Source organism: Modestobacter sp. VKM Ac-2977 (genome assembly GCF_026968045.1).
Lineage (GTDB): Bacteria > Actinomycetota > Actinomycetes > Mycobacteriales > Geodermatophilaceae > Modestobacter.
On record NZ_JAPVBQ010000004.1, the window covers coordinates 113,721 to 138,308 of the forward strand.

Genomic DNA, 24,588 nt, shown 5'->3' on the forward strand with positions numbered 1-24,588 from the left:
TCAGCCCCCCACGTCCGCGCGCACCGACGAGTGCCATGCCAGCGTCCGGCGCTCCAGCACCCGTGCCGCCAGGTTGACCACCACACCGAGCAACCCGGTGAAGATCACCAGGCCGTAGACCAGCGGGACGGCGTTCGACGACTGGGCCAGCGCGATCTCCGCGCCCAGCCCGGTGCCGATGCCGACCAGGCCGGCGGTCACGGCCAGGATCAGGGCGACCGCCGCACCCAGCCGCACGCCGGTCATCACGTAGGGCAGCGCCGTCGGCCAGATCAGGTACCGGACCCGGGCCCAGCGGCCCAGGTGGTAGGAGCGCGCCGTCTCCCGGGCCACCGGGTCGACGTCCTGCACCCCGTAGATCACCTGGATCAGGATCTGCCAGAACGAGGCGTAGACCACCAGCAGCAGCGTCGACTGCAACCCCAGGCCGAGCAGCAGCACCGCCAGCGGGATCAGCGCCACCGACGGCACCGGCCGCAGGAACTCGATCGTCGAGGCGGTGAACCGGCGCAGGACCTCGACGCTGCCGATCAGCAGGCCGAGACCGATGCCGGCGAGCAACGCGATCCCCAGCCCGATGCCCCACGCCTGGACCGTCTCCGCGGTCGCGGCCCAGAAGCGGTCGGTGCCGGCCGCCTCCACCAGCGCCCGGACCATCTCGCTGAACGGCGGGAAGTAGTCGGCCGACACGATGCCGGTGCGGGGCAGCAGCTCGAGCAGCGCGGCGAAGGCGATGAGGCCGACCAGGCCGAGGACCGACGACGGGAGCTCGGGACGGCGCCGTCGAGCGGGCTCGGCGCCCGCGCGGGCGGGGCGCACCTCCGTCGCGCTCATGGCGCCGCCCGGGTGAGCAGGTGCATCAGGTGCCTGTCCTCCACGGTGAGGGCGGGTGGCCGAACCTGTCAGCCGATGGGGTGGACGACCACGTCGGTTCCACTACGGTGTGCGCCATACGAACATGCGTTCAGCTAGAGAACGTAGGTCGTGAGGCCAGTCACGTCAACGCTCGTGATGGAGCCGTGATCGGGCGCCGAGGCAGCCGCCCGGGAGGAGTTCGATGGACGCGACGGCACCCCCCGTCGACGAGGGCGGCAGCGAGCGACCGGCCGCCTTCGTCCAGTCACTGGAGCGCGGTCTCGCCGTCATCCGTGCCTTCGACGCCGAGCACACCCAGCTGACTCTCAGCGAGGTCGCCCGGCAGACCGGCCTCACCCGGGCAGCTGCCCGCCGGTTCCTGCTCACCCTGGTCGAGCTGGGGTACGTCCGCTTCGACGGCCGGCTGTTCGCGCTGCGACCGCGGGTGCTGGAACTGGGCTACGCCTACCTCTCCGGGCTGTCCCTGCCCGAGGTCGCCCGCCCGCACATGGAGCAGCTGGCCGCCGACGTGCACGAGTCGTGCTCGCTGTCGGTGCTGGACGGCGAGGACATCGTCTACGTCGCCCGGGTGCCCACCAAGCGGATCATGACCGTCGCCATCAACGTGGGCACCCGGTTCCCGGCGTACGCGACCTCCATGGGCCGCGTGCTGCTGGCGTCCCGGCCGGAGACCGAGCGCGAGCGCTACCTGCAGACCGCACGACTGGCGGCGCTGACCCCGTTCACCGTCACCGACCCCGACCGGCTCCGCCGGGCCCTCGAGGAGACCCACGCCCAGGGCTGGGCACTGGTCGACCAGGAGCTCGAGGAGGGGCTGCGGTCGATCGCCGTGCCCGTGCGGGACGGCGACGGCGCGGTGCTCGCCGCCATGAACATCTCCGCCTCCGCCCGGCACAGCACCCCCGAGGCGGTCCGGGACGAGCTGCTCCCCCCGCTCCGGGCGGCGGCCCGGGAGATCGAGCTGGACCTGCGCCGCAGCCCGGGCTGACCGGGTCGGGTCAGCGGCGCCGCACCGCGTAGGTGAACGCGTCGACCAGGGCGTGCCAGGAGGCCTCGACGATGTTGTCGTGCACCCCGACGGTGGTCCACTCCCCCACGCCGTCGCTGCTGTCGACGAGCACCCGGGTGGTGGCGCTGGTGCCGCCGTTCCACCCCAGGATGCGCACCTTGTAGTCGGCCAGCGAGACGTCGGCCAGGTGCGGGTACCGGCTGACCAGGGCTTGGCGCAGCGCGTTGTCCAGGGCGTTGACCGGGCCGTTGCCCTCGCCGGTGCTGATCACCCGCTCCGTCGTCCCGTCGTCGTTCGGCACGTGGACCTTGACCGTGGCCTCGCTGACCACGACCCCGTTCCCCCAGTGCTCCACGGAGGTGCGGTAGCTCTCCAGCTCGAACAGCGGCGCGGGGGCACCAGGCAGCTGCGCGCGCAGCAGGAGTTCGAACGAGGCATCGGCGGCCTCGAAGGACCAGCCGTCGGCCTCCAGCACCTTGACCTGGTCGACCACCCGGCCGATCGCGTCGGCCTGCCCGGCCAGGTCGACCCCCAGCTCCCGCCCCTTGAGCTCGATCGAGGCCCGGCCGGCCATCTCGGTGACCAGGATGCGCATGTCGTTGCCGACGACGGCGGGGTCGAGGTGGTTGTAGAGCTCCGGGCTCACCTTGATCGCGCTGGCGTGCAGGCCGGCCTTGTGCGCGAACGCCGAGGCGCCGACGAACGGCTGGTGGTCGTCGGGGGCGATGTTGGCCAGCTCCGCGATGGCGTGGCTGACCCGCTTGAGCTCCGGCAGGCACTCGGGCGGCACGACCGGCAGGTCCATCTTGGTGACCAGGTTGCCGATCAGCGCGAACGTGTCGGCGTTGCCGGCCCGCTCGCCGTAGCCGTTGGCGGTGCCCTGCACGTGCGTCACCCCGGCCTCGACGGCGGCCAGGGTGTTGGCGACCGCGCACCCGGTGTCGTCCTGGCAGTGGATGCCGAGCTTGCCGGTGGTGCGCGCGCGGACGTCGGCGACCACGCGGCCCACGCCCATCGGCAGCATGCCGCCGTTGGTGTCGCAGAGCACGCCCACCTCGGCGCCGGCGGCGAAGGCGGCCTCCAGCACCGCGACGCCGTGGTCGGGGTCGGCGGCGTACCCGTCGAAGAAGTGCTCGCAGTCGAGGAAGACCCGCCGTCCGTGGGAGACCAGGAAGGCGACGGTGTCGGCGACCATCGCGAGGTTCTCCTCGGGCGTGGTGCGCAGCGCCTCCCGCACGTGCCGCACGTCGGACTTGGCCACCAGGCACACCACCGGGGTCTGCGCGTCCAGCAGGGCGCGCACCTGCGGGTCGTCCTCGACCCGGACGCCGACCTTGCGGGTGGCGCCGAAGGCCACCAGCTGCGCGTGCTGGAGGTCCAGCTCGGTGCGCGCCCGGGCGAAGAACTCGGTGTCCTTGGGCATCGCCCCCGGCCAGCCGCCCTCGATGAAGCCGACCCCGATCTCGTCGAGCAGCCGGGCGACGGCGAGCTTGTCGGCGACCGAGTAGCTCACGCCCTCGCGCTGGGCGCCGTCGCGCAGCGTCGTGTCGAAGACGTGGAACGAGGTGGTGTCAGTGGCGGGGGGCTTGGCCACGGTGTCTCCCGGGTCGGCTCGGTACTGGGCCCAGACACGAAAAAACCTCCCGGGGTACGGGAGGTTGCGCGCAGTCCGGGGAGGTGACTGCGCGCTAGCTGATGATGATCGTGCGGGTGGCGTCCATCACCACCAGTACAGCACGCCGGGTCCCTGGAGTGGAACCGGCGTTCCACCCCCTGGGACGGCGGACACCGGGTCACCCGACGTCGATCACCACGCTGCCGGTCTTCTGTCCGCGCTCGACGTACCGGTGGGCCTCGACGATCTGCGCGAGAGGCCAGCGCCGGTCGTCGAGGACGGGCCGGAAGGCGCCCGAGGCCAGGAGGTCCCGCAGGTCGGTGGGCATGGCCGGGTCCTGTACCGGGACGGGGAAGACGACCCGGCGCCGGCGCAGCAACGGCGTGACCGCGGCCAGCACCGGGTTCTGCGCCAGCCGCCCCAGGTCGGTGGACACGTAGCGGCCGCGGGGGCGCAGGAGCCCACGGCACTGGCGGAACGAGCTCTTCCCGACCGCGTCCACGACGACGTCGTAGCGGTGCGGGTCGGCCCGGAAGTCCTCGGTCGTGCGGTCGATGACCCGTTCGGCGCCCAGGCTGCGCACCAGGTCGGCCCGGGCCCCGTCGCAGACGGCGGTGACGTGTGCACCGAGGTCGCGCAGCAGCTGGACCACCGCCGAGCCGATCGCCCCGGTGGCGCCGTGGACGAGGACGTCCTCACCCGCCCTGATCCGCGCCCGCCGCAGGACCGCCACCGCGTAGTGGGCGCCCTCGGTGGCGGCCGCCGCGACGTCGTCGGGGACGTCGTCGGGCACCCGCGCCAGGAAGCCGTCGGCGGGGACGGTGAGGAACTGCGCGTGCGCACCGAACCGGCCCTCGACGTAGCCGAACACCCGGTCACCGACCGCGAGGTCACCCACCCCGGCACCGACCGCCGCCACCACGCCGGCGAACTCGGTGCCCAGGACGGTCGCGCGGGGCCGGCGCACCCCGGTGAGCAGCCGGGTGAGCAGGGGTGTGCCCGCCCGGTACGCGCAGTCGGTGCGGTTGACCGTGGTGCAGCGCACCCGGACCAGCAGCTCGCCCGGGCCGGCGACCGGCATCGGCACCTCGGTGACCCGGACGACGTCCGGCGGACCGTAGCGTTCCCGCACCGCAGCCAGCACGGCGGTGACGCTAGCGCCGGGGCGACCCGGCCGGTAGCTCCCCGCTCAGCCGGCGAGGGCGGCCAGTCGGTCGCCCACCTCGGTGGTGCGTATCGTCGCCTTCGGGTCGCGGGTGGAGAGGTCGAAGGCGACGGCGGCGTTGACCTTCTTGGCCAGCTCCGGCCGGCCCAGGTGCTCCAGCAACAGCCCGACCGAGAGCACGGTGGCCGTCGGGTCGGCGATGCCCTGCCCGGCGATGTCCGGCGCGGAGCCGTGCACCGGCTCGAACATGCTCGGGTTGGTGCCCGACACGTCGAGGTTTCCGCTGGCGGCCAGCCCGATCCCGCCGGTGACCGCGGCGGCGACGTCGGTGACGATGTCGCCGAAGAGGTTGTCGGTGACGATCACGTCGTAGCGGCCCGGGTCGGTGATGAAGAACATCGCCGCGGCGTCGACGTGCTGGTAGGCCACGCTGACCTCGGGGAACTCGGCGGAGAGCTCCTCGACGGTGCGCGACCACAGCGAGCCGGCGTGGGTGAGCACGTTGGTCTTGTGGATCAGCGTGAGGTGCTTGCGCGGCCGTGCGACCGCCCGCTCGAAGGCGTACCGGACGACGCGCTCCACGCCGAAGGCGGTGTTGAGACTGACCTCGGTGGCCACCTCGTGCGGCGTGTCCCGCCGCAGGACACCGCCGTTGCCGACGTAGGGACCCTCGGTGCCCTCGCGCACGCAGAGCATGTCGATCTCACCGGGCTCGGCCAGCGGGCTGCGCACGCCGTCGAAGAGCCGCGCCGGGCGGAGGTTGACGTGGTGGTCGAGCTCGAAGCGCAGCTTGAGCAGCAGCCCGCGCTCCAGGATGCCGCTGGGCACCCCGGGGTCACCGACCGCACCCAGCAGGATCGCGTCGTGCTGCCGTAGCTCCTCCAGCACCGAGTCCGGGAGCAGCTCACCGCTGCGGTGCCAGCGGGCCGCCCCCAGGTCGTAGAAGGTGCTCTCGATGTCCGGGGCGACCGCGCCCAGGACCTTGAGGCCCTCGGCCACCACCTCGGGACCGATGCCGTCTCCAGGGACCACTGCCAGGCGCATGAGGCCAGAGGTTAGTGGGCGCCCGGCTCGGGCCCCGCACCCGCACACGCCGGACGCCCCCCGCAGGTGGTGCTCGCGGAGGGCGTCCGGGTCGTGCGGTGTGGTCAGGGCGCCGTGGGCGCCCCCGGCCGCACTGCGATCGGGACCGTCAGGGCCCGGCCGGTGCCGGTGTCGTTGTGCGACACCACCACCATCGCCCCCTTGAAGCCGCCGACCGACGTGTCGGCCGCGTACGACGCGCTCTGGGTGACCGCGATCGTCGTGCCGTTCATGGCCGGGACGAGCACCGCCGGTGCGCCGTCCACGGTGAACGACAGCCCCGGGTCCAGCGGGTCGAAGCTCATCCGCTCCGAGGCCAGCTCGGCCTCACCCGTCAGGCTCAGCACGGTGCCCACGCCGTCGACCGTGCCGTACGCGCTGGCGGACTGGACCCCGAAGGAGATCCGGCCCTGCACCAGCGGCATGACCGACGTCGGCACGCCCATGACCTGGACGTCGGAGTCGTACACGTTGGTGTCGACCGTGCCGTCGGCCACGTTGAGGAAACCGATGTACGGGTCCGCGGCCGGCAGCAGCTGGTACTGACGGTCGGTGACGACCACCAGCGGCACGTCGTAGTCGGGGATCCGGGTGGTGGTCACCTGGTAGTCCCACGCGCCGTCACCGGTCGCGTCGACGTAGACGCCGTAGTTCACGGCCGTCTCCGGCGAGGTGGACCGGCCGTGCGCGGTGACCCCGAAGTACAGCCACGGGTCCGCCGGGCTGGCTGCCACGTCGGAGGCCACCCCCACCATCGCCAGGTCGACCGACCGTTCCAGCTCGGACTTGTAGCAGTCCGGGAGGGCGGCGTCGACGCACCGGGGCATCTCCGGGCTGCGGCCCAGGCCCTCGAAGGCGGTGGCCAGCGAGGTGTAGGACGTCGGCTCGAACGCCGGGCCGTTGCTCACGCCCCGACCGACCAGGGTGATCGAGGTGCCGCCCCGGCGGTCCTGCGCGATCAGGTTCGACGCCGGCTCCGGGTTCGCGTGCACCGGCACCCGGAGCGTCGGTGCGTCGCCCTTCTGCGGGGTGAGCACCACCCGGCCACTGGCCTCGCCCAGGAACTGCCGGCCGTCGTCGGTGACCATCGTCGGGTCGGCCACCTTGCGCAGCTGGTCCCGCTTGACGGTCAGGACGACGTTGACCACCGTCTTCGTGTTCGGCGCGACGTGCACCACCGAGGGCTCCACCCGGTAGCTGGCACCGGGCTGGTCGACCAGCGCCTCGTACCGGAGCTTGTAGCCGACGGTCCGGTCACTCTTGTTGGAGACGGTGATCTGCTTGTTCTGCACCAGCTTCGGGTCGACCGCCTCGATCACCCCGAACGAGGCGGACACGACGCCGGAGCCGGCGTCGGCGTAGGCCAGCACCTGGTTGTCCAGGGCCGCCCGGGCGTCGATGCGGCCGGCGCCCTGCCGGTTCGGGCCGTAGACGACCCCGTCGGCGGTGCGGATGTCGTGGACGGCGGTGTTCATCAGGTCGGCCTTGACCTCCTCCGTCGTCCAGTCCGGGTGCGCGGCGCGGATCAGCGCGGTGACCCCGGAGGTGACCGGGGCGGCCATCGACGTGCCGGACTGGCTGACGCCCTCGTCGCCGGTGCCGACCGCTGCGGAGTACACCGTCACGCCGGGCGCGGAGACGTCCGGCTTGAGGCCACCGGCCTGGCGGGTGCCGCGCGAGGAGAACGACGCGAGCAGGTCGACCTGCGCCGGGTCGTCGACGGTGGCGGCGTCCTTGAGGCTCGGGCCGAAGGTGACCGTCACCGGGCCGGCCTGGACGGCGGCGGTGAGCGCCGCACCGTCGGTCGCGGTGATGAGGATGCCCGGGATCTCCGGGACCCCGGTGATCCCGGTCTCGAGCAGGTCGTCGTCACCGATGATCATGAACCCGACGGCGCCGTGGTCCCGGGCGTTGGAGCCCTTGGCCACCGAACCGCAGGCGAACCCGTCGGCCTCGATGAGGACGATCTCGCCGGTGTAGTCCCCGCTCCACGGAGCGCAGCCGGTCGGGTCGTCCCCGGCCTCGGGCAGGACGACCGGGCCGGTCACGTCCGGCTTGAGCTCCCCTGCCTCGTCGCGGTCGCTGTAGGCGATCGAGCGCAGGCCCGGCCGGATGCCGCTGGGCCCCCCGCCGGAGACGACCTGCCAGCCGTCGAAGATGCCGTAGCCGTCGTTGGACGCGGCGACGCCGATCCCGCGCGGGGCGTTGCCCGGCGAGCCGCCGATGTCGTAGCTGTCACCGGCGTTGCCGGCGGACATGACGACGAGCATGCCGTGCTCCATCGCCTCGTTCGCGACCATCGCGTCCGCGTCGTCGGCCAGGCCGTAGTCCGAGCCGAGGGAGAGGTTGACGACGTCGAGGTGGTCGTCGATCGACCCGTCGCCGTTGGGGTCCATCGCCCACTCCAGGGCCTGGATGGTGACGTCGGTCGAGCCGTCGCAGCCGAACACCTTGAGCGCGTACAGCGAGGCGTCCGGCGCCATCCCGGGACCGATCCGCAGCGGGCCCGGGTCGAAGGACTCGTCGTAGGCACCGGTGTAGGTCTGCCCGTCCGCGGTCACGCCGTAGCCCGCTGCGGTGCCGGCCACGTGGGTGCCGTGCCCGTTGCAGTCCAGCGGGTTGTCGTCGGGCATGGCCACCGGCTGGTGGTCCGGGGAACTCGGATCGGCGTTGTAGCTGTCGCCGACGAAGTCGCGCCCGCCGACCACCTTGGCGTTCGGGTAGACCCCGGCGGGGGCGGGGGCTGCCTCGGCGGCCTGGAGCGCCGCGTACTGCGCGACGTCGCCGCTGCCGCCGAAGTCGGCGTGGGTGTAGTCGATGCCCGTGTCGATGATGCCGATGGAGACGCCCTCGCCGGTGTTGCCCAGCGCCTGCCAGGCCTCGACGGCCCGGACGACCTCGGCGGCGCCGGTGTTGCTGATCTCCTTCGGCGTGATCGCGTGCACCGCGGTGACCCCGGGCAGCGCGGTCAGCGCCTCGTAGTCGCTGGCGTCCGCGGACACCGCAACGCCGGGCACGACCGTGGAGGCGGTGTAGAGCACCTCGGCGTCGGCCACCGAGTCCGGCAGGTCGGCGACGACCTGGTCGGCGGCGGCCTCGACCTCCGGCTTGGCGGCCCGGGCCGCGTCCGCGGCCTGCGCCTGCCCCTCCCCCTCGTCGAGTGCGTCGGAGTAGACCTGCGAGGTGCCGGTCTCGTCGATCTCCAGGAAGAAGGACGTCGGACCGCTCTGCGGCAGGCCCGCCGGCCGCGCCTGGGCGGCCAGCTGGGACCTGAGCTGGTCCAGCTGACCGGCGCTCAGGTCGGCCTGCCCCCGGTCGGCCACCGGTGCGGCGGGCGCGGCCAGCGCACCGCCGACGCCCCCCGTCGTGACCAGGGCGGCCGTCATGGCGACGACCCCCGTCCGGACGGCGACGCGTCGGCGTCCCGCCCGGTTCGTGTGCGTGCTGCTCGGACCCACGGGCACCCCTGTCAGTGATTCGTGCGGGAGGACCGCCCGACCGACCACCTGGAGCGGTGACCAGCTGAGACGGACCAGTCACACGGTGCTCGCCGTGGTCACCAGCGGCCAATAGGCCGTTCGGCGCAGAGCAGCGCGTCGCGCAGCGCATCTGCGCGGTGTTCCCCGGCATCGACCCGGCACCGGAGCCATCGACATCCGGTTCCCGGCGTGCCGCAGACCGTTCGGCGGAACGAGATCGGGCAGACGACACGTTGAGTCAGCGCTCAACCACCATTCGGCCCAGTCGGCTGTCCGCCGGATCGACCCCGGACACGACGAGGCCGCGTCGTCCCCGTGGGGACGACGCGGCCGGTGGTCGCGCGCGGTACGAGTGGGTCAGCTCGGGTTGAGGTCGGCGGTCCGGGCCTGCCGGGCGCCGATCCGCTGGCCGATGTCGGCCAGCAGCTCCCCGCTGACCGGGCTGTCGACGGTCACGGCCATCAGCGCCTCACCGCCCTGGGTGGTGCGGCTGACCTGTGCGCCGGCGATGTTGACCCCCGCCTCGCCGAGCGCGGCCCCGACCGTACCGACGACGCCGGGCCGGTCGGCGTAGACGAAGAACATCAGGTAGCCGTCAGCGGCCAGGTCGATCTCGAAGCCACCGACCTCGGTCAGCTTGGGCACCTGGTTCTTGCCGTAGAGCGTGCCCGAGACGGTCACCTCCGTGCCGTCGGCCATCGCCCCCCGCACGGTGATCAGGTTGCGGTAGTGCGGGCTCTCGGTGCTGCTGGACAGCGTGACGTCCAGGCCCCGCTGGTCGGCCAGCAGCGGCGCGTTGACGTAGGTGACCGGCTCCTCGACGACGTCGGAGAAGACGCCGCGCAGCACCGCCAGCTGCACGACGGAGACGTCGAACTCGGCGATCTTGCCCTGCACCTCCACGTGCACCGACTGGGCCAGCCCACCGGCGACCGCGGTGAACACCCGGCCCAGCTTCTCGGCCAGCGGCAGCCCGGGGCGGACGTCCTCGGCGACGATGCCGCCGGCCTGGACGTTCACCGCGTCGGGCACGAAGTCGCCCTGCAGCGCCAGCCGGACGCTGCGTGCCACGGCGGTGCCGGCCTTGTCCTGCGCCTCGGTCGTGGAGGCGCCCAGGTGCGGGGTGACCACCACGTTCGGCAGGCCGAACAGCGGGCTGTCGGTGCAAGGCTCCTTGGAGTACACGTCGATGCCGGCGGCCCCCACCTGCCCCGACTGCAGCGCCTCGGCCAGGGCGGCCTCGTCGACCAGCCCACCCCGGGCGGCGTTGACGATGATCACACCGCGCTTGGTGGCGGCGAGCTGCTCGGCGCCGATCAGCCCGAGGGTCTCCGGCGTCTTGGGCAGGTGGACGGTGATGAAGTCCGACTCGCGCAGCAGCTCGTCCAGGGACACCAGGCGGACACCGAGCTGGGCGGCCCGGCCGGGCTGGATGTAGGGGTCGTAGGCGATCAGGGTGACGCCGAAGGCGGCCAGGCGCTGGGCGACCAGCACCCCGATCCGGCCCAGCCCGACGACGCCCACGGTCTTCTCGGTGACCTCGACGCCGGTGAACTTCGACCGCGCCCACTTCCCCTCCCGCAGCGAGGCGTCGGCAGCCGGGATGTGCCGGGCGGCGGCGAGGAGCAGCGCGACGGCGTGCTCGGCGGCGCTGACGATGTTGGAGGTCGGGGCGTTGACGACCAGGACACCGCGCTCGGTGGCCGCGGGGACGTCGACGTTGTCCAGGCCGATGCCGGCCCGCGCGACGACCTTGAGCTGCGGCGCCGCCGCGAGCGCTTCGGCGTCGATCTGGGTGGCGGAGCGGATGAGCACGGCCGAAGCGTCGGCCAGTGCGGGCAGCAGGGCGCCCCGGTCGGCGCCGTCGACGTGGCGGATCTCGACGTCGCCTCCCAGCACCTCCAACACGCTGGGCGCGAGCTCTTCGGCGATCAGGACGACGGGCGTGGTCGTGGTCACGGCTCCACAGCGTAGGGACGCCGCCCACCCCGCGGCGCGCCGGTGTCCGCTGGTCCCACTGGGTGGACACACGGACGGACCCCCGTGCTTGCCCGGCCCTGCGGGCACCGCCAAGCTGACGGCGAAGCGCCGGTACCACCGGCCTCGTCGGAGGAGACCATGAGCAGCGACCGGGACGACGCCCAGGGCCGTCACGAGACGACCCCGTTCGGCCAGCAGCCGGAGGAGGGGGTGCCGCCGCAGGCCCCGAGCAACACCGGCTCCACCGCGTTCGGGCAGGGCTCCCAGCCCGGCGAGCAGTACGGCGAGCAGTACGGCGAGCAGCAGCACGGCCAGGAGCAGTACGGGCAGCCCTCGTACGGGCCCCCGGCCGGCCAGAACCCGTACGAGCAGCCGGACCCGCAGTACGGCCAGACCGGGTACGGCCAGGCCCAGTACGGGCAGCCCCAGTACGGCCAGCCCCAGTACGGCCAGGGCCAGTACGGGCAACCGCAGTACGGCCAGCAGCAGTACGGCCAGTACGGGCAGGCTCAGTACGGGCAGGGTCAGTACGGGCAGCCGCAGTACGGACAGGGCCAGTACGGCCAGCCCGACCCCTACGGCCAGCAGCAGTACGGCCAGCAGGGCCAGTCCTACGGGCAGTACGGGTATGGGGAGCCCCCGTCGACCGCGCGCCCCGGCGCGGTGATCACCGCCGCCGTCCTGGGCTTCGTGCTGGCGGCGTTCGGCGTCCTGGTCGGCTTCTTCCTGATCGTCTTCGGCGCTGCGGCCCTCGCCGGCGCCGAGGGCTTCGACGAGGAGCTCTTCGACGTCGCCGGCGGCGGGCTCGGTGCGGTCGGCGGGATCTCGCTGGCCTTCGGGTTGATCACCGTGCTCTGGACGGTGCTGATGATCTGGGGCTCGGTCTGGGCGCTGACCGGCCGCAACCGGGTGCTGCTCATCGTCGGCGGGTCGATCGCCATCGCGTTCACCGGCCTGACCCTCATCGGCGCCCTCGGCGACGGGGACGGCGGGGCCATCCTCTTCTCCCTGCTGCTGGTGGCCGCCGCGGTCGCGACCGTCGTGCTGGTGTGCCTCAAGCCGGCCGGCCGCTACTTCGCCGCCCGCCGGGCCCAGCGAGCAGCGATCCGCTGAGCCCTCCCCCGGACACGACACGGCCCCCGCAGCAGACGCTGCGGGGGCCGTGTCGTGCGGCCCCGCTCAGAGGCTCACCCCGAGCGTGCGAGGGGTGAGGAGAGCGGGGTCCTCCTTCAGCGGGCGGCGGTACCGGTGTAGTCGTCGCTGGCGCTGACCCAGCTCATCAAGCCACGGAGCTTGCGGCCGGTCTCCTCGATCGGGTGCGCCTCGGCCGCGGCGCGCTTGGCCGTGAAGTCCGGCGCACCGGCGTCCTGGTCGGCGATGAAGGCGGCTGCCCAGGAGCCGTCCTTGATCGCGGCGAGGACCTCCTTCATCGACTCCTTGACGCGGGCGTCGACGACCTTCGGGCCGGAGGTGTAGTCGCCGTACTCGGCCGTGTCGCTGACCGACCAGCGCTGCTTGGCGATGCCGCCCTCGTACATCAGGTCGACGATCAGCTTGAGCTCGTGCAGGCACTCGAAGTAGGCGATCTCGGGCTGGTAGCCGGCCTCGGTGAGGGTCTCGAACCCGGCGGCCACGAGAGCGGACATGCCGCCGCAGAGCACGGCCTGCTCACCGAACAGGTCGGTCTCGGTCTCCTCGGCGAACGTCGTCTTGATGACGCCGGCCCGGCTGCCGCCGATGCCCTTCGCGTAGGAGAGCGCGAGGGCCTGCGCGCTGCCGCTGGCGTCCTGCTCGACGGCGATGAGGCACGGCACGCCCTTGCCGTCGCTGAACTCGCGGCGCACCAGGTGCCCCGGGCCCTTGGGGGCGACCATCGCGACGTCGACCCCGGCCGGGGGCTTGATGTAGCCGAAGCGGATGTTGAAGCCGTGGCCGAAGAACAGCGCGTCGCCGTCCTGCAGGTTGGGCTCGACCGACTCGGTGTACAGCGTCCGCTGCACGTGGTCCGGGGCGAGGATCATGATCAGGTCGGCCTCGGCGGACGCCTCGGCGGGGGTGACCACGCGCAGGCCCTCGGCCTCGGCCTTGGCCCGGCTCCTGGAGCCCTCGGGCAGGCCGACCCGGACGTCGACGCCGGAGTCACGCAGCGACAGCGCGTGGGCGTGGCCCTGGCTGCCGTAGCCCAGGACGGCGACGGTGCGCCCCTGGATGATCGAGAGGTCGGCGTCGTCGTCGTAGAAGATCTCGGCGGCCATGCGGTTCGTGCTCCTTCGGTTCGGTTCGTTCGTGGATGAGTTCAGCGGCCCCCTCCAGAGGCTCGTCCCGAGCGTGCGAGGGATGAGGAGGAGGGGGTCCTTTCAGGCGGAGCGCTCGACCGGGCGCAAGGTACCGGCGCCGCTCATCGACCGCGGTCCACGGCCCAGTGCGACGGTGCCGGACTGGGCCATCTCCTTGATGCCGAGCGGCGCGAGGACGGCCAGCAGCGCCTGCAGCTTGTCCGGCGTGCCGGTGGCCTCGAGGGTGACGGTGTCGGTGTTGACGTCGATCACCCGGGCGCGGAAGAGCTCGGCGGTCTGCAGCACCTGGGCGCGGTCGGCCAGCGGCGCGCGCACCTTGACCAGCAGCAGCTCGCGCTGCACCGCGGCGGTGTCCAGCTCGACGATCTTGATGACCTCGATCAGCTTGTTCAGCTGCTTGGTGATCTGCTCCAGCGGCTGCGCCTCGGCGTCGGCCACGATCGTCATCCGGGACAGGTCCGGGTTCTCCGTCGGCCCCACGGCGAGGGACTCGATGTTGAACCCGCGCCGGCTGAACAGCGCCGAGACCCGGGCCAGGACGCCGGACTTGTTCTCGACCAGGACCGAGAGCGTGTGACGGGTCATCAGACTTGCCCTTCCCCGAAGACCGGGCGCACGTCGCGCGCGGCCAGGATCTCGTCGTTGCTCTTGCCGGCGGCGACCATCGGCCACACCTGGGCGTCGGAGCCGACGATGAAGTCGATGACGACGGGCGCGTCGTTGATCGCCATGGCCTTCTCGATCACCGCGTCGACGTCGTCCTTGGACTCGCAGCGCAGCCCGACGCAGCCCAGCGCCTCGGCGAGGGTGACGAAGTCGGGGATGCGGACCTGCCGGGCCGTCCCGTCCTTGCCACCGTGGGTGTTCAGGTGGGTGTTGGAGTAGCGGCCCTCGTAGAACAGGGTCTGCCACTGCCGGACCATGCCGAGGTTGCCGTTGTTGATGACGGCGACCTTGATCGGGATGCCCTCGATGGCGCAGGTGGCCAGCTCCTGGTTGGTCATCTGGAAGCAGCCGTCGCCGTCGATGGCCCACACGGTCGTACCGGGCATGCCGTACTTGGCGCCCATCGCGGCCGGGACGGCGTAGCCCATCGTGCCGAGTCCGCCGCTGTTCAACCAGGTGCCGGGCTTCTCGTAGGAGATGAACTGGGCCGCCCACATCTGGTGCTGCCCGACCCCGGATGCGTAGATGGCGTCCGGGCCGGCGATGGCACCCAGCCGCTCGATCACGTACTGCGGCGAGAGCATCCCGTCCTCGGGCCAGTCGTAGCCCAGTGGGTACCGGGTGCGCCAGTCCTCCAACTGCGTCCACCAGGCGTCCAGGTCCGGGGTGCGCCCGGCCTCGTGCTCGGCGCGCAGCGCGGACACCAGCTCGACGATCGTGGCCTTGGCGTCGCCGACGATCGGCACGTCGGCCTTGCGGTTCTTGCCGATCTCGGCCGGGTCGATGTCGGCGTGGACGACGGCGGCGTGCGGGGCGAAGCTGGACAGCTCGCCGGTCACCCGGTCGTCGAAGCGGGCGCCCAGGGCGACCAGCAGGTCGGCCTTCTGCAGCGCGGTGACCGCGGTGACGTTGCCGTGCATGCCCGGCATGCCCAGGTTCTGCCGGTGGCTGTCCGGGAAGGCCCCGCGGGCCATCAGCGTGGTGACCACCGGGGCGCCGGTCAGCTCGGCCAGCTCGGCCAGCTCCTCGGCGGCACCGGCCTTGAGGACGCCGCCGCCGACGTAGAGGACCGGCTGGCGGGCGGCGGCGATGAGCGCCGCGGCCTCGCGCACCTGCTTGCCGTGCGGACGGGTGGTCGGCTTGTAGCCGGGCAGGTCCAGCCGCGGCGGCCAGCTGAAGTCGGTGGTCGCCTGCAGCGCGTCCTTGGAGATGTCGACCAGCACCGGCCCGGGGCGGCCGGTGCCGGCCAGGTGGAACGCCTCGGCGATCCGCTGCGGGATCTCGTCGGGGTCGGTGACCAGGAAGTTGTGCTTGGTGATCGGCATGGTGATGCCGCGGATGTCGGCCTCCTGGAAGGCGTCCGTCCCGATCGCGGCGCTGGGCACCTGGCCGGTGATGGCGACGACGGGCACCGAGTCCATGTAGGCGTCGGCGAGCGGGGTGACCAGGTTCGTCGCACCCGGCCCGGAGGTGGCCATGCAGACGCCCACCCGGCCGGTGGCCTGGGCGTACCCGGTGGCGGCGTGCCCGGCGCCCTGTTCGTGCCGGACCAGCACGTGCCGCAGCGCGGAGTCGAAGAGCGGGTCGTAGGCCGGCAGGATCGCCCCGCCGGGGATGCCGAAGACGACCTCGACACCGACCGCCTCCAGGGACCGGACCAGGCTCTGCGCGCCGGTGATCCCGGTGACCGGCTCGGCGGCCGCCTCGGCCATCGACCGGGCGGTCGTCTCGACCCCGAGGGTGGCCTGCGCGGCCGCCTCGCTGGGGGCCACCGCCGTGGCCGGCGCGGGACCCGCGCCGGGGGCGGGACCGGCCGCGGGGCCGGCTGCGGAGGAGGGACGGGCCGCGGCGGTGCGGCCGGTGCTGCTGGTGGTGCTCATCTGGACGATCTCCCTGGGCGCGGGGTGGGGTGCTGCGGCGGACGCCTGTCGGTGGGCGGAGGGGCCGGCGAGGCGGTGCCCGGCCAACAAAAAACCCCTCGTGCCGCTGGCACGGAGGGGTGGCGCGTCGGTCGGGAGGGACCGGCGCGCTAGTGGATCGCTACGAGCAGACGAGTGCGTGGCACGAGGACACTGTGCGCCCCGCAGCACGACCCCGTCAACCGCATCGTCCCACAGGATGGGACCGGGTCAGACGGTTCCTGAGACGGTGACTGCCGTCTGCCCGGCCACGACGTCGAGCGACCGCGGGTCGAAGGCGTCGATGACGGCCGGCAGCTCCGCGGAGGCGGTCGGGCGGCCCAGCAGGAACCCCTGCAGGTACCGGCAGCCGAGGTCGCGCAGCGCCGCCAGCTGGTCGGAGGTCTCCACGCCCTCGGCGACGACGTCGATGGACAGCCGCTGCCCGAGCTCGATGACGCTGTGCACGAGCGCGGCGCTGCGTGCGTCCTCGGCGATGCCGGCGAGGAACTCGCGGTCCATCTTGAGCACGTCGACCGGCAGCCGGGCCAGGTACGCGAAGGTCGAGTACCCGCGCCCGAAGTCGTCGAGGGAGATGACGCACCCCATGTCGTGCAGCGTCTGCAGGTCGCCGTCGGCCCGGTCCGGCTGACCGATGAACAGCGACTCGGTCACCTCCAGCATGAGCCGCTGCGGCGGCAGCCCGGCCCGTGCGAGGGCGGCGGCGACGTCGGGCACCAGGCTGCCCGACTGCAGGTGCCGCACGCTGATGTTCACCCCCAGCCGCAGGTCGCGGCCCGCGCGGACCAGGCCGGCGAGCTCGGCGGTCGCCTGTTCCAGCACCCACCGCTGCAGCGGCACGATCAGCCCGTCGTCCTCGGCCAGCGGGACGAACTCCTCCGGCGACACCTCACCGAGCACCGGGTGGTCCCACCGGACCAGCGCCTCGACGCCCAGCACCCGGCGCTCCAGGACGCCGACGACCGGCTGGTAGACCAGCCGGAGCTGCCCCCGGGACAGCGCGTCGGGCAGGTCGCGGGCCAGCCGGGTGCGCCGGACGGTGGCGCTGTCGGCGGTCTCGCCGTGGCGGCGGACGCGCCCCTTGCCGGCGGCCTTGGCCGCACGCAGGGCCAGGTCCGCGTGCCGGATCGTCACCGCGACCTCGTCGGCAGGGGCCAGCTCGGTGACCCCGATGCTGCAGGAGACGTCGAAGACCAGGTCCGGGTCCGCTCCCGGGGTGGGCACCGAGCGGTGGACGCCGGCCAGCTCGGCGATGATCCGCTCCCCCAGCGCCGTCGCCTCGTCCAGGTCGGCCCGCACGAGGACGGCGAACTCGTCACCGCCGAGCCGGCCGACCAGGTCACGGTCCCGCACCGAGGCGCGCAGCCGGTCGGCGACCTCGGTCAGCAGCAGGTCACCGGCCTCGTGCCCGGCGATGTCGTTGACCGCCTTGAAGCCGTCGAGGTCCAACAGCAGCAGGCACGAGGCCTCCCCCTCCGCGGCCCGGCTGCGGGCGCCGGACAGCGCGGCCATCAGCCGGGCCCGGTTGGGCAGCCCGGTGAGGTAGTCGGTGTAGGCCATCCGCTCCAGCTCGAGCTCGCTGTGCCGGCGCTCGTCGACGTTGCGCAGGTGCAGCACCAGCCCGCCGCTGCCCAGCTCGGGGGCGGTGACGTCGGGGCGCTGCAGGTCACCGGAGGCGACCACCCGCACCATCTCGTAGGACCGCCAGCTCCCGTCCTTGCCGCGCAGCCGGAAGACCCGCCCGCGGGCCCGCCCAGGATCGGCGCCCGCGGCCAGCGCCGCCGCCAGCTCCGCCCGGTCCTCGCCGTGCACGAACTCCACCAGCTGCCGGCCCTCGAGGTCGCGCGCCGACCATCCGTGCGGGTGCTGGCCCGCGGTGGAGTCCCAGGTGATCCGACCGCGGTGGTCCAGGACGATGGTGACGTCGGCGGCGCTGTGCACCAGCGTCCGGAAGTACGCCTCGGTGCGCAGCACCTGCCGGGTCAGCCGGGCACCGTCCGCCGCCCACACCAGCGTGCGGGCGAAGGTCAGCACCAGGAGCAGGGCTGCGGCCGCCGCCTCCACCGGCAGGATCGACCTCCCGGCGATCCGGCCGGCCAGCAGCAGGAGGACCACGCCGAAGGCGGCGCAGTAGCCGACCACCACGCCCAGCAGGGGGACCTCGGGGGGCTCGTCCGGGTCGGTGGACCGCCCCGGGTCGGCGGCGATGGCGAGGGTGCCGAAGGCGAGCATGGCCAGCCAGGCCGTGCCGCTGACCACGTCGGTGACGACGGAGGGACGGACGACGGCGATGGCGCCGCTGACGGTCACCACGGCCACCGAGGCGAAGCAGGCCAGCAGCCATCCGGCCGCGGCCCGGCGGGCCTGGCCCACCCCCGCGAAGGTGACCAGCCCGACGGTGCACAGCACCACCCCGGCGGCGGGATAGCCCCACGCCATGAGGTCGTCGACGGAGTCGACCGTCCGGTCCAGCGCCGTGTCGATCACCACCTCGGCCAGCGCGGACAGGGCGACGAGGGAGACGGCGGCGTCCAGCGCCACCCGGGCACCGATCCCGGTGGCGGCCGACCGGATCAGCCGGGCGCAGCCCAGCAGTGCGAACGGGACCGCGGCCACCAGCGGGACGTCCTGCGGCCCGGCGGTCGCCGCGTTGACCCCGACCCCGCGGACGGCGGCGATCGCCTCGCCCAGCGTCAGCAGGCCGGCGATGACGGCGAACGCCCGCCAGGGCGCCGCCGACTCCCGGTCCAGCCGCATCGCGTGCCGCACCACGAGCACCCCGATGGCCAGCGACGCAGCGCTGAGAACCGCCGGCACCCAGTGCGCCGAGGCCGTGGGCCAGACCGTCTCCACGACGGCGAGGCAGACGGCGACCGCGCCGAGCAGGGACAGCACCGTGGCCCTGGGCCAGCGCGCCACCGCGGGCACCAGGGGCAGCGCCGGCACACCGGCCGACGGCGCCGGCAGCGCGGTCACGAGGCGCCCACCCGACCGGTCAGGCCGGGCCACAGCCGCCCGGTGTCGGACTCCAGCAGCTGCACCAGCCCGGCCAGCCCGACCGGGCGGGAGAGCAGGAAACCCTGCGCGTACCCGCAGCCGAGGCTGCGCAGGACCGTCAGCTGACTGGTGGTCTCCACGCCCTCGGCCACGACGTCGACGCCCAGGGTCGCGGCCAGCGTGACCACGGCCTGGCAGACCGCCCGGCTGTAGGGGTCCCGGTCGACCCGGGACAGCAGGCTCCGGTCCAGCTTGATGATGTCGACCGGCAGCCGGCCGAGGGCAGGCAGCGAGGAGCGTCCGCTGCCGAAGTCGTCGAGGGCGAGCCGCACGCCCATCAGCCGCAGCGCCGCCACGTCGTCGGCGAGCGCCTCGACCTCGAGGGTGGACTCGGCGATCTCCACCACGAGTCTCTCCGGCGGCAGGCCGCTGTCCCGCAGGGCAGTCGTCACGTCACCGACCAGCGTCCCGGCCGCGAGGTGGGCGGCCGAGACGTTGACCGCCAGCTTCAGCACACCACCTCCCCGCGGCAGGGTCAGCGCAGCGGCGGTCGCCTCGCGCAGCACCCAGCGCTGCAGGTCCACCACCAGCCCGGCCCGCTCGGCGACCGGCAGGAACTCCTCCGGCGGCACCTCCCCGTACAGCGGGTGCTGCCAGCGCAGCAGCGCCTCGACCCCGGTGACCCGCTGGTCGTCCAGAGCGACGATCGGCTGCCAGGCCAGTGCGAGCTCGCCGCGCTCCCGGGCACCGACCAGGTCCTCACGCAACTGCTCCCGGCGGTCGCGGGCCGCGGACAGCTCAGCGCGGTACCGGCGCACCGAGCCGCTGCCGGCCGACCGGGCGTCCACGACGGCGAGCTCGGCCCGGTCGACCGCCTCCCCCTCGGTCAGCCCGGGCTCCAGCGACACCAGCCCGACCGCACCGGACAGGTCCACGATCCCGGCGTCGGTCGCGATCGGCTCCTCGATCACCGCCAGGCAGCGGTCGGCGAGCCGGTCGTGCTCGTCCCCGGTCCCGTGCGCCAGCACGCTGAACAGCTCGGTACCGACCCGGGCCACCTGGTCCTCGCCGCGCACGGTCGCGCGCAGCCGGCGGGCGACCTCGGTCAGCGTCGTCTCGACGACCTCGCTGCCGGCGTTCTCCAGAGCCTCGCGCAGGCCGTGCAGCTCGACCAGCAGCAGCGCGGCGTCGGTCGGTGCGTCGTCCGCACCGGCCAGCAGCCCGGCCAGGGCCAGCCGTTGGGCCGCTCGGTTCGGCAGCCCGGTGAGCGGGTCGACGAAGGCCAGCGAGCGCAGCTCGTGCTCCCGGTCGAGTCGGGCGGTGACGTCGCGGCAGGCCAACACGAGCGCGGCGACGTCGGCGTCCGCACGCAGGTCGCTGACCCCGGCCTCGAAGACCCGCCAGGCGCCGGTGCGGTCGGCCAGCCGGAAGCAACGCAGCCCGATGACGTCCCCGTCCGCCCCCTCGCCGGTGAGCCATGCGGTCACCTCGGCGGCGTCCTCCGGGTGCACGACGTGCGGCAGCAGCCGGCCCCGCAAGCCCGGCCCGGCGGCCGGCTCCACGGCGGGAGCCGCCCAGCTGATCCGCAGGTCGCCGTCGAGGATGAGCACCGCGTCGCTGCTGGAGCGGACCAGCGAGCGGAAGTAGGCCTCGCGCCGTCGCAGCCGCGCGGCGATCCGGTGCTCGACCCGGGCGGCGGTGGCCCGGTGGACGGCGGTCAGGGAGAGACAGGCCAGCAGGGCGATCGTGGCGGCCGGGGAGGGATCGGCACCCAGCAGCGGCGCACCGAGGTAGGCGACCCCGGCGGCCACGGTCACCAGGTGCGGGAGCAGTTGGCCGACCACGTTGAGCCGGGCACTGGTCCGGGTCGGCGGCGCCTCGGCGTGCGCGCCCGGGTCACGCACCGCCGCCAGGCAGACCAGCAGCAGGCCGACGAGCTCACCGGCGGGTGCGGCGCCGTCCAGGACGGAGAGGTGCAGCTCCTCGCCGGCGATCGCGAGGCCGTGCGTGGTCGCCCAGGTCGCTGCGGCGAGCAGCAGCAGGGCGCCGGCACACCGGCGCGGCCCGGGGGACGCCGCGATCAGCAGGAGGACGGCGGACAGCACCGAGGCGGTCACCAGGCAGGCGACCTCCAGGACGATGCGGTCCGCGCCCTCCAGGGTCTGCGTCCGCATCGCCGGTCCGACCACCAGCACCTGGGCCAGGACGAGGGAGGCGCAGAAGAACAGGGCGGTCTCGGTGGCCAGCCGGGCACCGCCACGGCGCAGCCTGCCCGGGGACAGCAGGGTGAGGACGGCGACCAGCGCGAGCAGCGCCGCCGGCAGCTGGACCAGTTGCCCGGCGGCGTCGAACACGCCCTCCGGCCGAGGGTCGGGCAGCAGCCGGGCGAGCAGGCTGGTGCCCAGCCCGAGGAGCACGGCGAGGGAGAGCAGTCGCCAGCCGCGCAGGCCACCGGAGAGCCGGCCCCCGGCGCGCCAGAGCAGCCCGGCGGTGACCAGCGCGGCAGCGCACAGCAGCAGGTCGGCGGCCAACGGGGCGGCACCGCCCGCTGCCCCGGTGAGCACCGGGACGGCGACCAGCCACCCATGTGCCCGCCACCGGCGCGTCCGCTCCACCCCAGGACTGTCGGCGCGGGAGCGCGCCGGCAACAGCGCGAGCGGCCCGGCCTCACCCCATCGGGCGGGGCCGGGCCGGTGCGGGCGTCAGCCGCAGACCGCGCCCTGGGCCGCCGAGCCGACCAGCTTGGCGTACTTGGCGAGCACGCCCCGGGTGTAGCGCGGGGCCGGCGGCGCCCAGCCCTCCCGGCGGCGGGCCAGCTCCTCGTCGTCGACCAGGAGCTCCAGCGTGCGGGCGGCGAGGTCGAGCCGGATCGTGTCGCCGTCGCGGACGAAGGCGATCGGGCCGCCGTCGACGGCCTCGGGCGCGATGTGGCCGACGCACAGGCCGGTGGTGCCGCCGGAGAACCGGCCGTCGGTGAGCAGCAGCACGTCCTTGCCCAGCCCGGCGCCCTTGATCGCACCGGTGACGGCGAGCATCTCGCGCATGCCGGGGCCGCCGCGCGGGCCCTCGTAGCGGATCACCACGACGTCGTCCTTCTTGAGCGTGCCCTCGGTGACGGCGTCCATCGCACCCTGCTCGCCGTCGAAGACGCGGGCGGTGCCCTCGAAGACGTCGGCGTCGAAGCCGGCGGACTTCACCACCGCACCCTCCGGCGCGAGCGAGCCGCGCAGGATCGTCAGGCCGCCGGTCTTGTGGATCGGGTCGTTCATCGCGTGCACGATCGTGCCGTCGAGGTCCGGCGGGCTGATCTCGGCGAGGTTCTCGGCCATCGTCTTCCCGGTGACGGTGAGCACGTCGCCGTGCAGCAGACCGGCGTCCAGGAGTGCGCGCAGCACGACCGGCACGCCGCCGACGCGGTCGACGTCGGTCATCACGAACCGGCCGAACGGCTTCACGTCGGCCAGGTGCGGGGTGCGGTCACCGATCCGGTTGAAGTCGTCGAGGGTGAGGTCGACGTCGGCCTCGTGTGCGATCGCCATCAGGTGCAGGACGGCGTTGGTCGAGCCGCCCAGCGCCATGACGACGGTGATCGCGTTCTCGAACGCCTTCTTGGTCATGATCTGCCGCGCGGTGATGCCCTTGCGCAGCAGCTCGACGACGGCCTCACCGGAGGCGATCGCGATGGCGTCCCGGCGGGCGTCCGGCGCCGGCGGCGCAGCACTGCCGGGCAGGGCCATCCCCAGCGCCTCGGACACGCTGGCCATCGTGTTGGCGGTGTACATGCCACCGCAGGAGCCCATCCCGGGGCAGGCGGCCTTCTCGATGGCGGTCAGCTCGTCGCGGGTGATCTTCCCGGCGGCGCAGGCGCCGACGCCCTCGAAGACGTCGATCAGGGTGAGGTCCTTGTCGCCGAGCTTCCCCGGCAGGGTGGAGCCGGAGTAGACGAACACGCTGGCCAGGTCGAGGCGGGCGGCGGCCATCAGCATGCCGGGCAGCGACTTGTCGCAGCCGGCCAGCAGCACCGACCCGTCCAGCCGTTCGGCGAACATGACCGTCTCGACCGAGTCGGCGATGACCTCGCGGGAGACCAGCGAGGCGCGCATCCCCTCGTGGCCCATGGAGATGCCGTCGGAGACGGAGATGGTGCCGAACTCCAGCGGGTAGCCGCCGGCGGCGAACACGCCCTCCTTGGCCCGCTTGGCCAACCGGTCCAGCGACAGGTTGCAGGGGGTGATCTCGTTCCAGGACGAGGCGACGCCGATCTGCGGCTTGGCGAAGTCGTCGTCGCCCATGCCCACCGCCCGGAGCATGGCCCGGGCCGGGGCCTTGGCATCCCCGTCGGTGACCTCGCGGCTGCGGGGCTTGATGTCGGCGGTGGCGGAGCTGGTGGGGCGGTCCTCGACGGTCGTCACGACCGGCGATGGTAGGCCGGTCGCGGCCGGTGCACCGGTCGGCTGGGTGGTCGTCATGGCGTGCTCCTGATCAGGGACGGGGGCCGGGGGCACCGGCCGGGAGGGTGGGCTCGGACGCAGGCGCGGCGCTCCGGCGCGCCCAGTGGCCGGCCAGCAGCGAGCCCGAGACGTTGTGCCAGACCGAGAAGAGCGCCGCCGGCAGCGCGGCGGCGGCGGAGAAGTGCGCCGTGGCCAGGGCGGCGGCGAGGCCGGAGTTCTGCATGCCGACCTCGATGCTGACCGCCCGCCGGCCCTGCTCGTCGAAGCCGCAGGCGCGGGCCACCGCGTAGCCCAGCGCCAGGCCGAGCAGGTTGTGCGCGACGACCGCCACGACCACGAGCAGCCCCACCGACAGCAGGGTGTCCGCGCTCGCCGCGACGACGATCGCCACCACGACCGCGATCCCGGCGACCGAGACCAGCGGGAGCAGGTCGAGCAGCCGTTCGATCAGCCGCGGGACGAGCCGGCGCAGCAGCAGCCCGAGCAGGACCGGCACCAGCACGATCTGCAGGATGGAGGTGAACAGCCCGGCGCCGTCGACCGGGAGGTACTGCCCGGCCAGCCACAGCACCAGCAGCGGGGTGAGCAGCGGCGCCAGCAGCGTGGAGACCGACGTCATCGCCACCGACAGCGCGGTGTCGCCACGGGCCAGGTAGACGATCACGTTCGACGCGGTGCCGCCGGGGGCGGAGCCGACCAGCACCATCCCGGCCGAGAGCGCCGGGGAGAGGTCGAGCGCCTCGGCGATGCCGAACGCCAGCCCGGGCATGACGACGAACTGGGTGGCCACCCCGGCCAGCAGCGCCCAGGGACGGCGCGCCACGATCGCGAAGTCGACCGGCCGCAGGGTCATGCCCATCCCGAGCATGATCACCGCGAGCAGCCACGGGACCGCCGCCGTCCCCCCGGCGAACGCCCCGGGGACCGCCAGCGCCAGCGCGCCGGCCAGCACGACGATGACGGCGAACCAGCGCCCGACGAACGAGCTCACGGCCCTGACCTGGTGCACCCCGGACTCCTCTCGCGCGCAGCACTGCGGCCGGCCAAGCGT

General features: G+C 73.6%; 15 protein-coding genes. 2 read left to right on the forward strand and 13 right to left on the reverse strand.

What is annotated here, in order from left to right; genetic code table 11:
- A complete protein-coding gene (locus O2V63_RS17195) occupies window positions 1-834 on the reverse strand; it encodes an ABC transporter permease (protein WP_269168755.1) in 834 nt (277 codons plus the stop codon).
- A 223-nt stretch (window positions 835-1,057) separates the two neighbouring features.
- On the opposite strand from O2V63_RS17195, the gene O2V63_RS17200 reads away from it, so the two are divergent.
- Complete coding sequence (locus O2V63_RS17200; protein ID WP_269168756.1) at window positions 1,058-1,864, forward strand: IclR family transcriptional regulator domain-containing protein; 807 nt, start codon at window positions 1,058-1,060, stop codon at window positions 1,862-1,864.
- A 10-nt stretch (window positions 1,865-1,874) separates the two neighbouring features.
- Here the strand turns inward: O2V63_RS17200 and cimA are convergent, their stop codons facing one another.
- From cimA to serA, 5 genes are all read right to left on the reverse strand, one after another.
- A complete protein-coding gene (gene cimA / locus O2V63_RS17205; protein ID WP_269168757.1) occupies window positions 1,875-3,479 on the reverse strand; it encodes a citramalate synthase in 1,605 nt (534 codons plus the stop codon).
- Window positions 3,480-3,678: 199 nt separating this feature from the next.
- Window positions 3,679-4,644: an NAD(P)-dependent alcohol dehydrogenase gene (locus O2V63_RS17210; protein WP_269168758.1), complete on the reverse strand. Its 966-nt coding sequence runs from the start codon at window positions 4,642-4,644 to the stop codon at window positions 3,679-3,681.
- A gap of 45 nt (window positions 4,645-4,689) precedes the next feature.
- Complete coding sequence (locus tag O2V63_RS17215) at window positions 4,690-5,709, reverse strand: 3-isopropylmalate dehydrogenase (protein WP_269168759.1); 1,020 nt, start codon at window positions 5,707-5,709, stop codon at window positions 4,690-4,692.
- 104 nt (window positions 5,710-5,813) lie between these two features.
- Window positions 5,814-9,134 (reverse strand): S8 family peptidase, encoded by a 3,321-nt coding sequence (locus O2V63_RS17220; protein ID WP_269168760.1) that lies wholly within the window; start codon window positions 9,132-9,134, stop codon window positions 5,814-5,816.
- A gap of 450 nt (window positions 9,135-9,584) precedes the next feature.
- Window positions 9,585-11,186: a phosphoglycerate dehydrogenase gene (gene serA, locus O2V63_RS17225; RefSeq protein ID WP_269168761.1), complete on the reverse strand. Its 1,602-nt coding sequence runs from the start codon at window positions 11,184-11,186 to the stop codon at window positions 9,585-9,587.
- A gap of 159 nt (window positions 11,187-11,345) precedes the next feature.
- Here serA and O2V63_RS17230 point away from each other — a divergent pair, with 159 nt between their 5' ends.
- Window positions 11,346-12,320 (forward strand): hypothetical protein, encoded by a 975-nt coding sequence (locus O2V63_RS17230; protein WP_269168762.1) that lies wholly within the window; start codon window positions 11,346-11,348, stop codon window positions 12,318-12,320.
- Window positions 12,321-12,436: 116 nt separating this feature from the next.
- On the opposite strand, the gene ilvC is transcribed toward O2V63_RS17230, so the two are convergent.
- The 7 genes from ilvC to O2V63_RS17265 all read right to left on the reverse strand — a co-directional run bounded on the left by ilvC (window position 12,437) and on the right by O2V63_RS17265 (window position 24,528).
- Complete coding sequence (ilvC, locus tag O2V63_RS17235; RefSeq protein ID WP_269168763.1) at window positions 12,437-13,462, reverse strand: ketol-acid reductoisomerase; 1,026 nt, start codon at window positions 13,460-13,462, stop codon at window positions 12,437-12,439.
- A gap of 102 nt (window positions 13,463-13,564) precedes the next feature.
- Window positions 13,565-14,089, reverse strand: coding sequence for an acetolactate synthase small subunit (ilvN, locus tag O2V63_RS17240; RefSeq protein ID WP_036340025.1), 525 nt, complete (start codon window positions 14,087-14,089; stop codon window positions 13,565-13,567).
- Window positions 14,089-16,050: an acetolactate synthase large subunit gene (locus O2V63_RS17245; RefSeq protein WP_269168764.1), complete on the reverse strand. Its 1,962-nt coding sequence runs from the start codon at window positions 16,048-16,050 to the stop codon at window positions 14,089-14,091. The genes ilvN and O2V63_RS17245 overlap by 1 nt, the downstream gene beginning before the upstream one ends.
- 249 nt (window positions 16,051-16,299) lie before the next feature.
- Window positions 16,300-19,065: a bifunctional diguanylate cyclase/phosphodiesterase gene (locus O2V63_RS17250; RefSeq protein ID WP_269168765.1), complete on the reverse strand. Its 2,766-nt coding sequence runs from the start codon at window positions 19,063-19,065 to the stop codon at window positions 16,300-16,302.
- Complete coding sequence (locus tag O2V63_RS17255; protein WP_269168766.1) at window positions 19,062-21,701, reverse strand: putative bifunctional diguanylate cyclase/phosphodiesterase; 2,640 nt, start codon at window positions 21,699-21,701, stop codon at window positions 19,062-19,064. Before O2V63_RS17255 ends, O2V63_RS17250 begins: the two co-directional genes overlap by 4 nt.
- Before the next feature lie 87 nt (window positions 21,702-21,788).
- A complete protein-coding gene (gene ilvD / locus O2V63_RS17260; RefSeq protein WP_269168767.1) occupies window positions 21,789-23,555 on the reverse strand; it encodes a dihydroxy-acid dehydratase in 1,767 nt (588 codons plus the stop codon).
- A gap of 13 nt (window positions 23,556-23,568) precedes the next feature.
- Window positions 23,569-24,528, reverse strand: a complete 960-nt coding sequence (locus O2V63_RS17265; RefSeq protein WP_269168768.1) for a bile acid:sodium symporter family protein — start codon at window positions 24,526-24,528, stop codon at window positions 23,569-23,571.
- Between the last annotated feature and the right edge of the window lie 60 nt (window positions 24,529-24,588).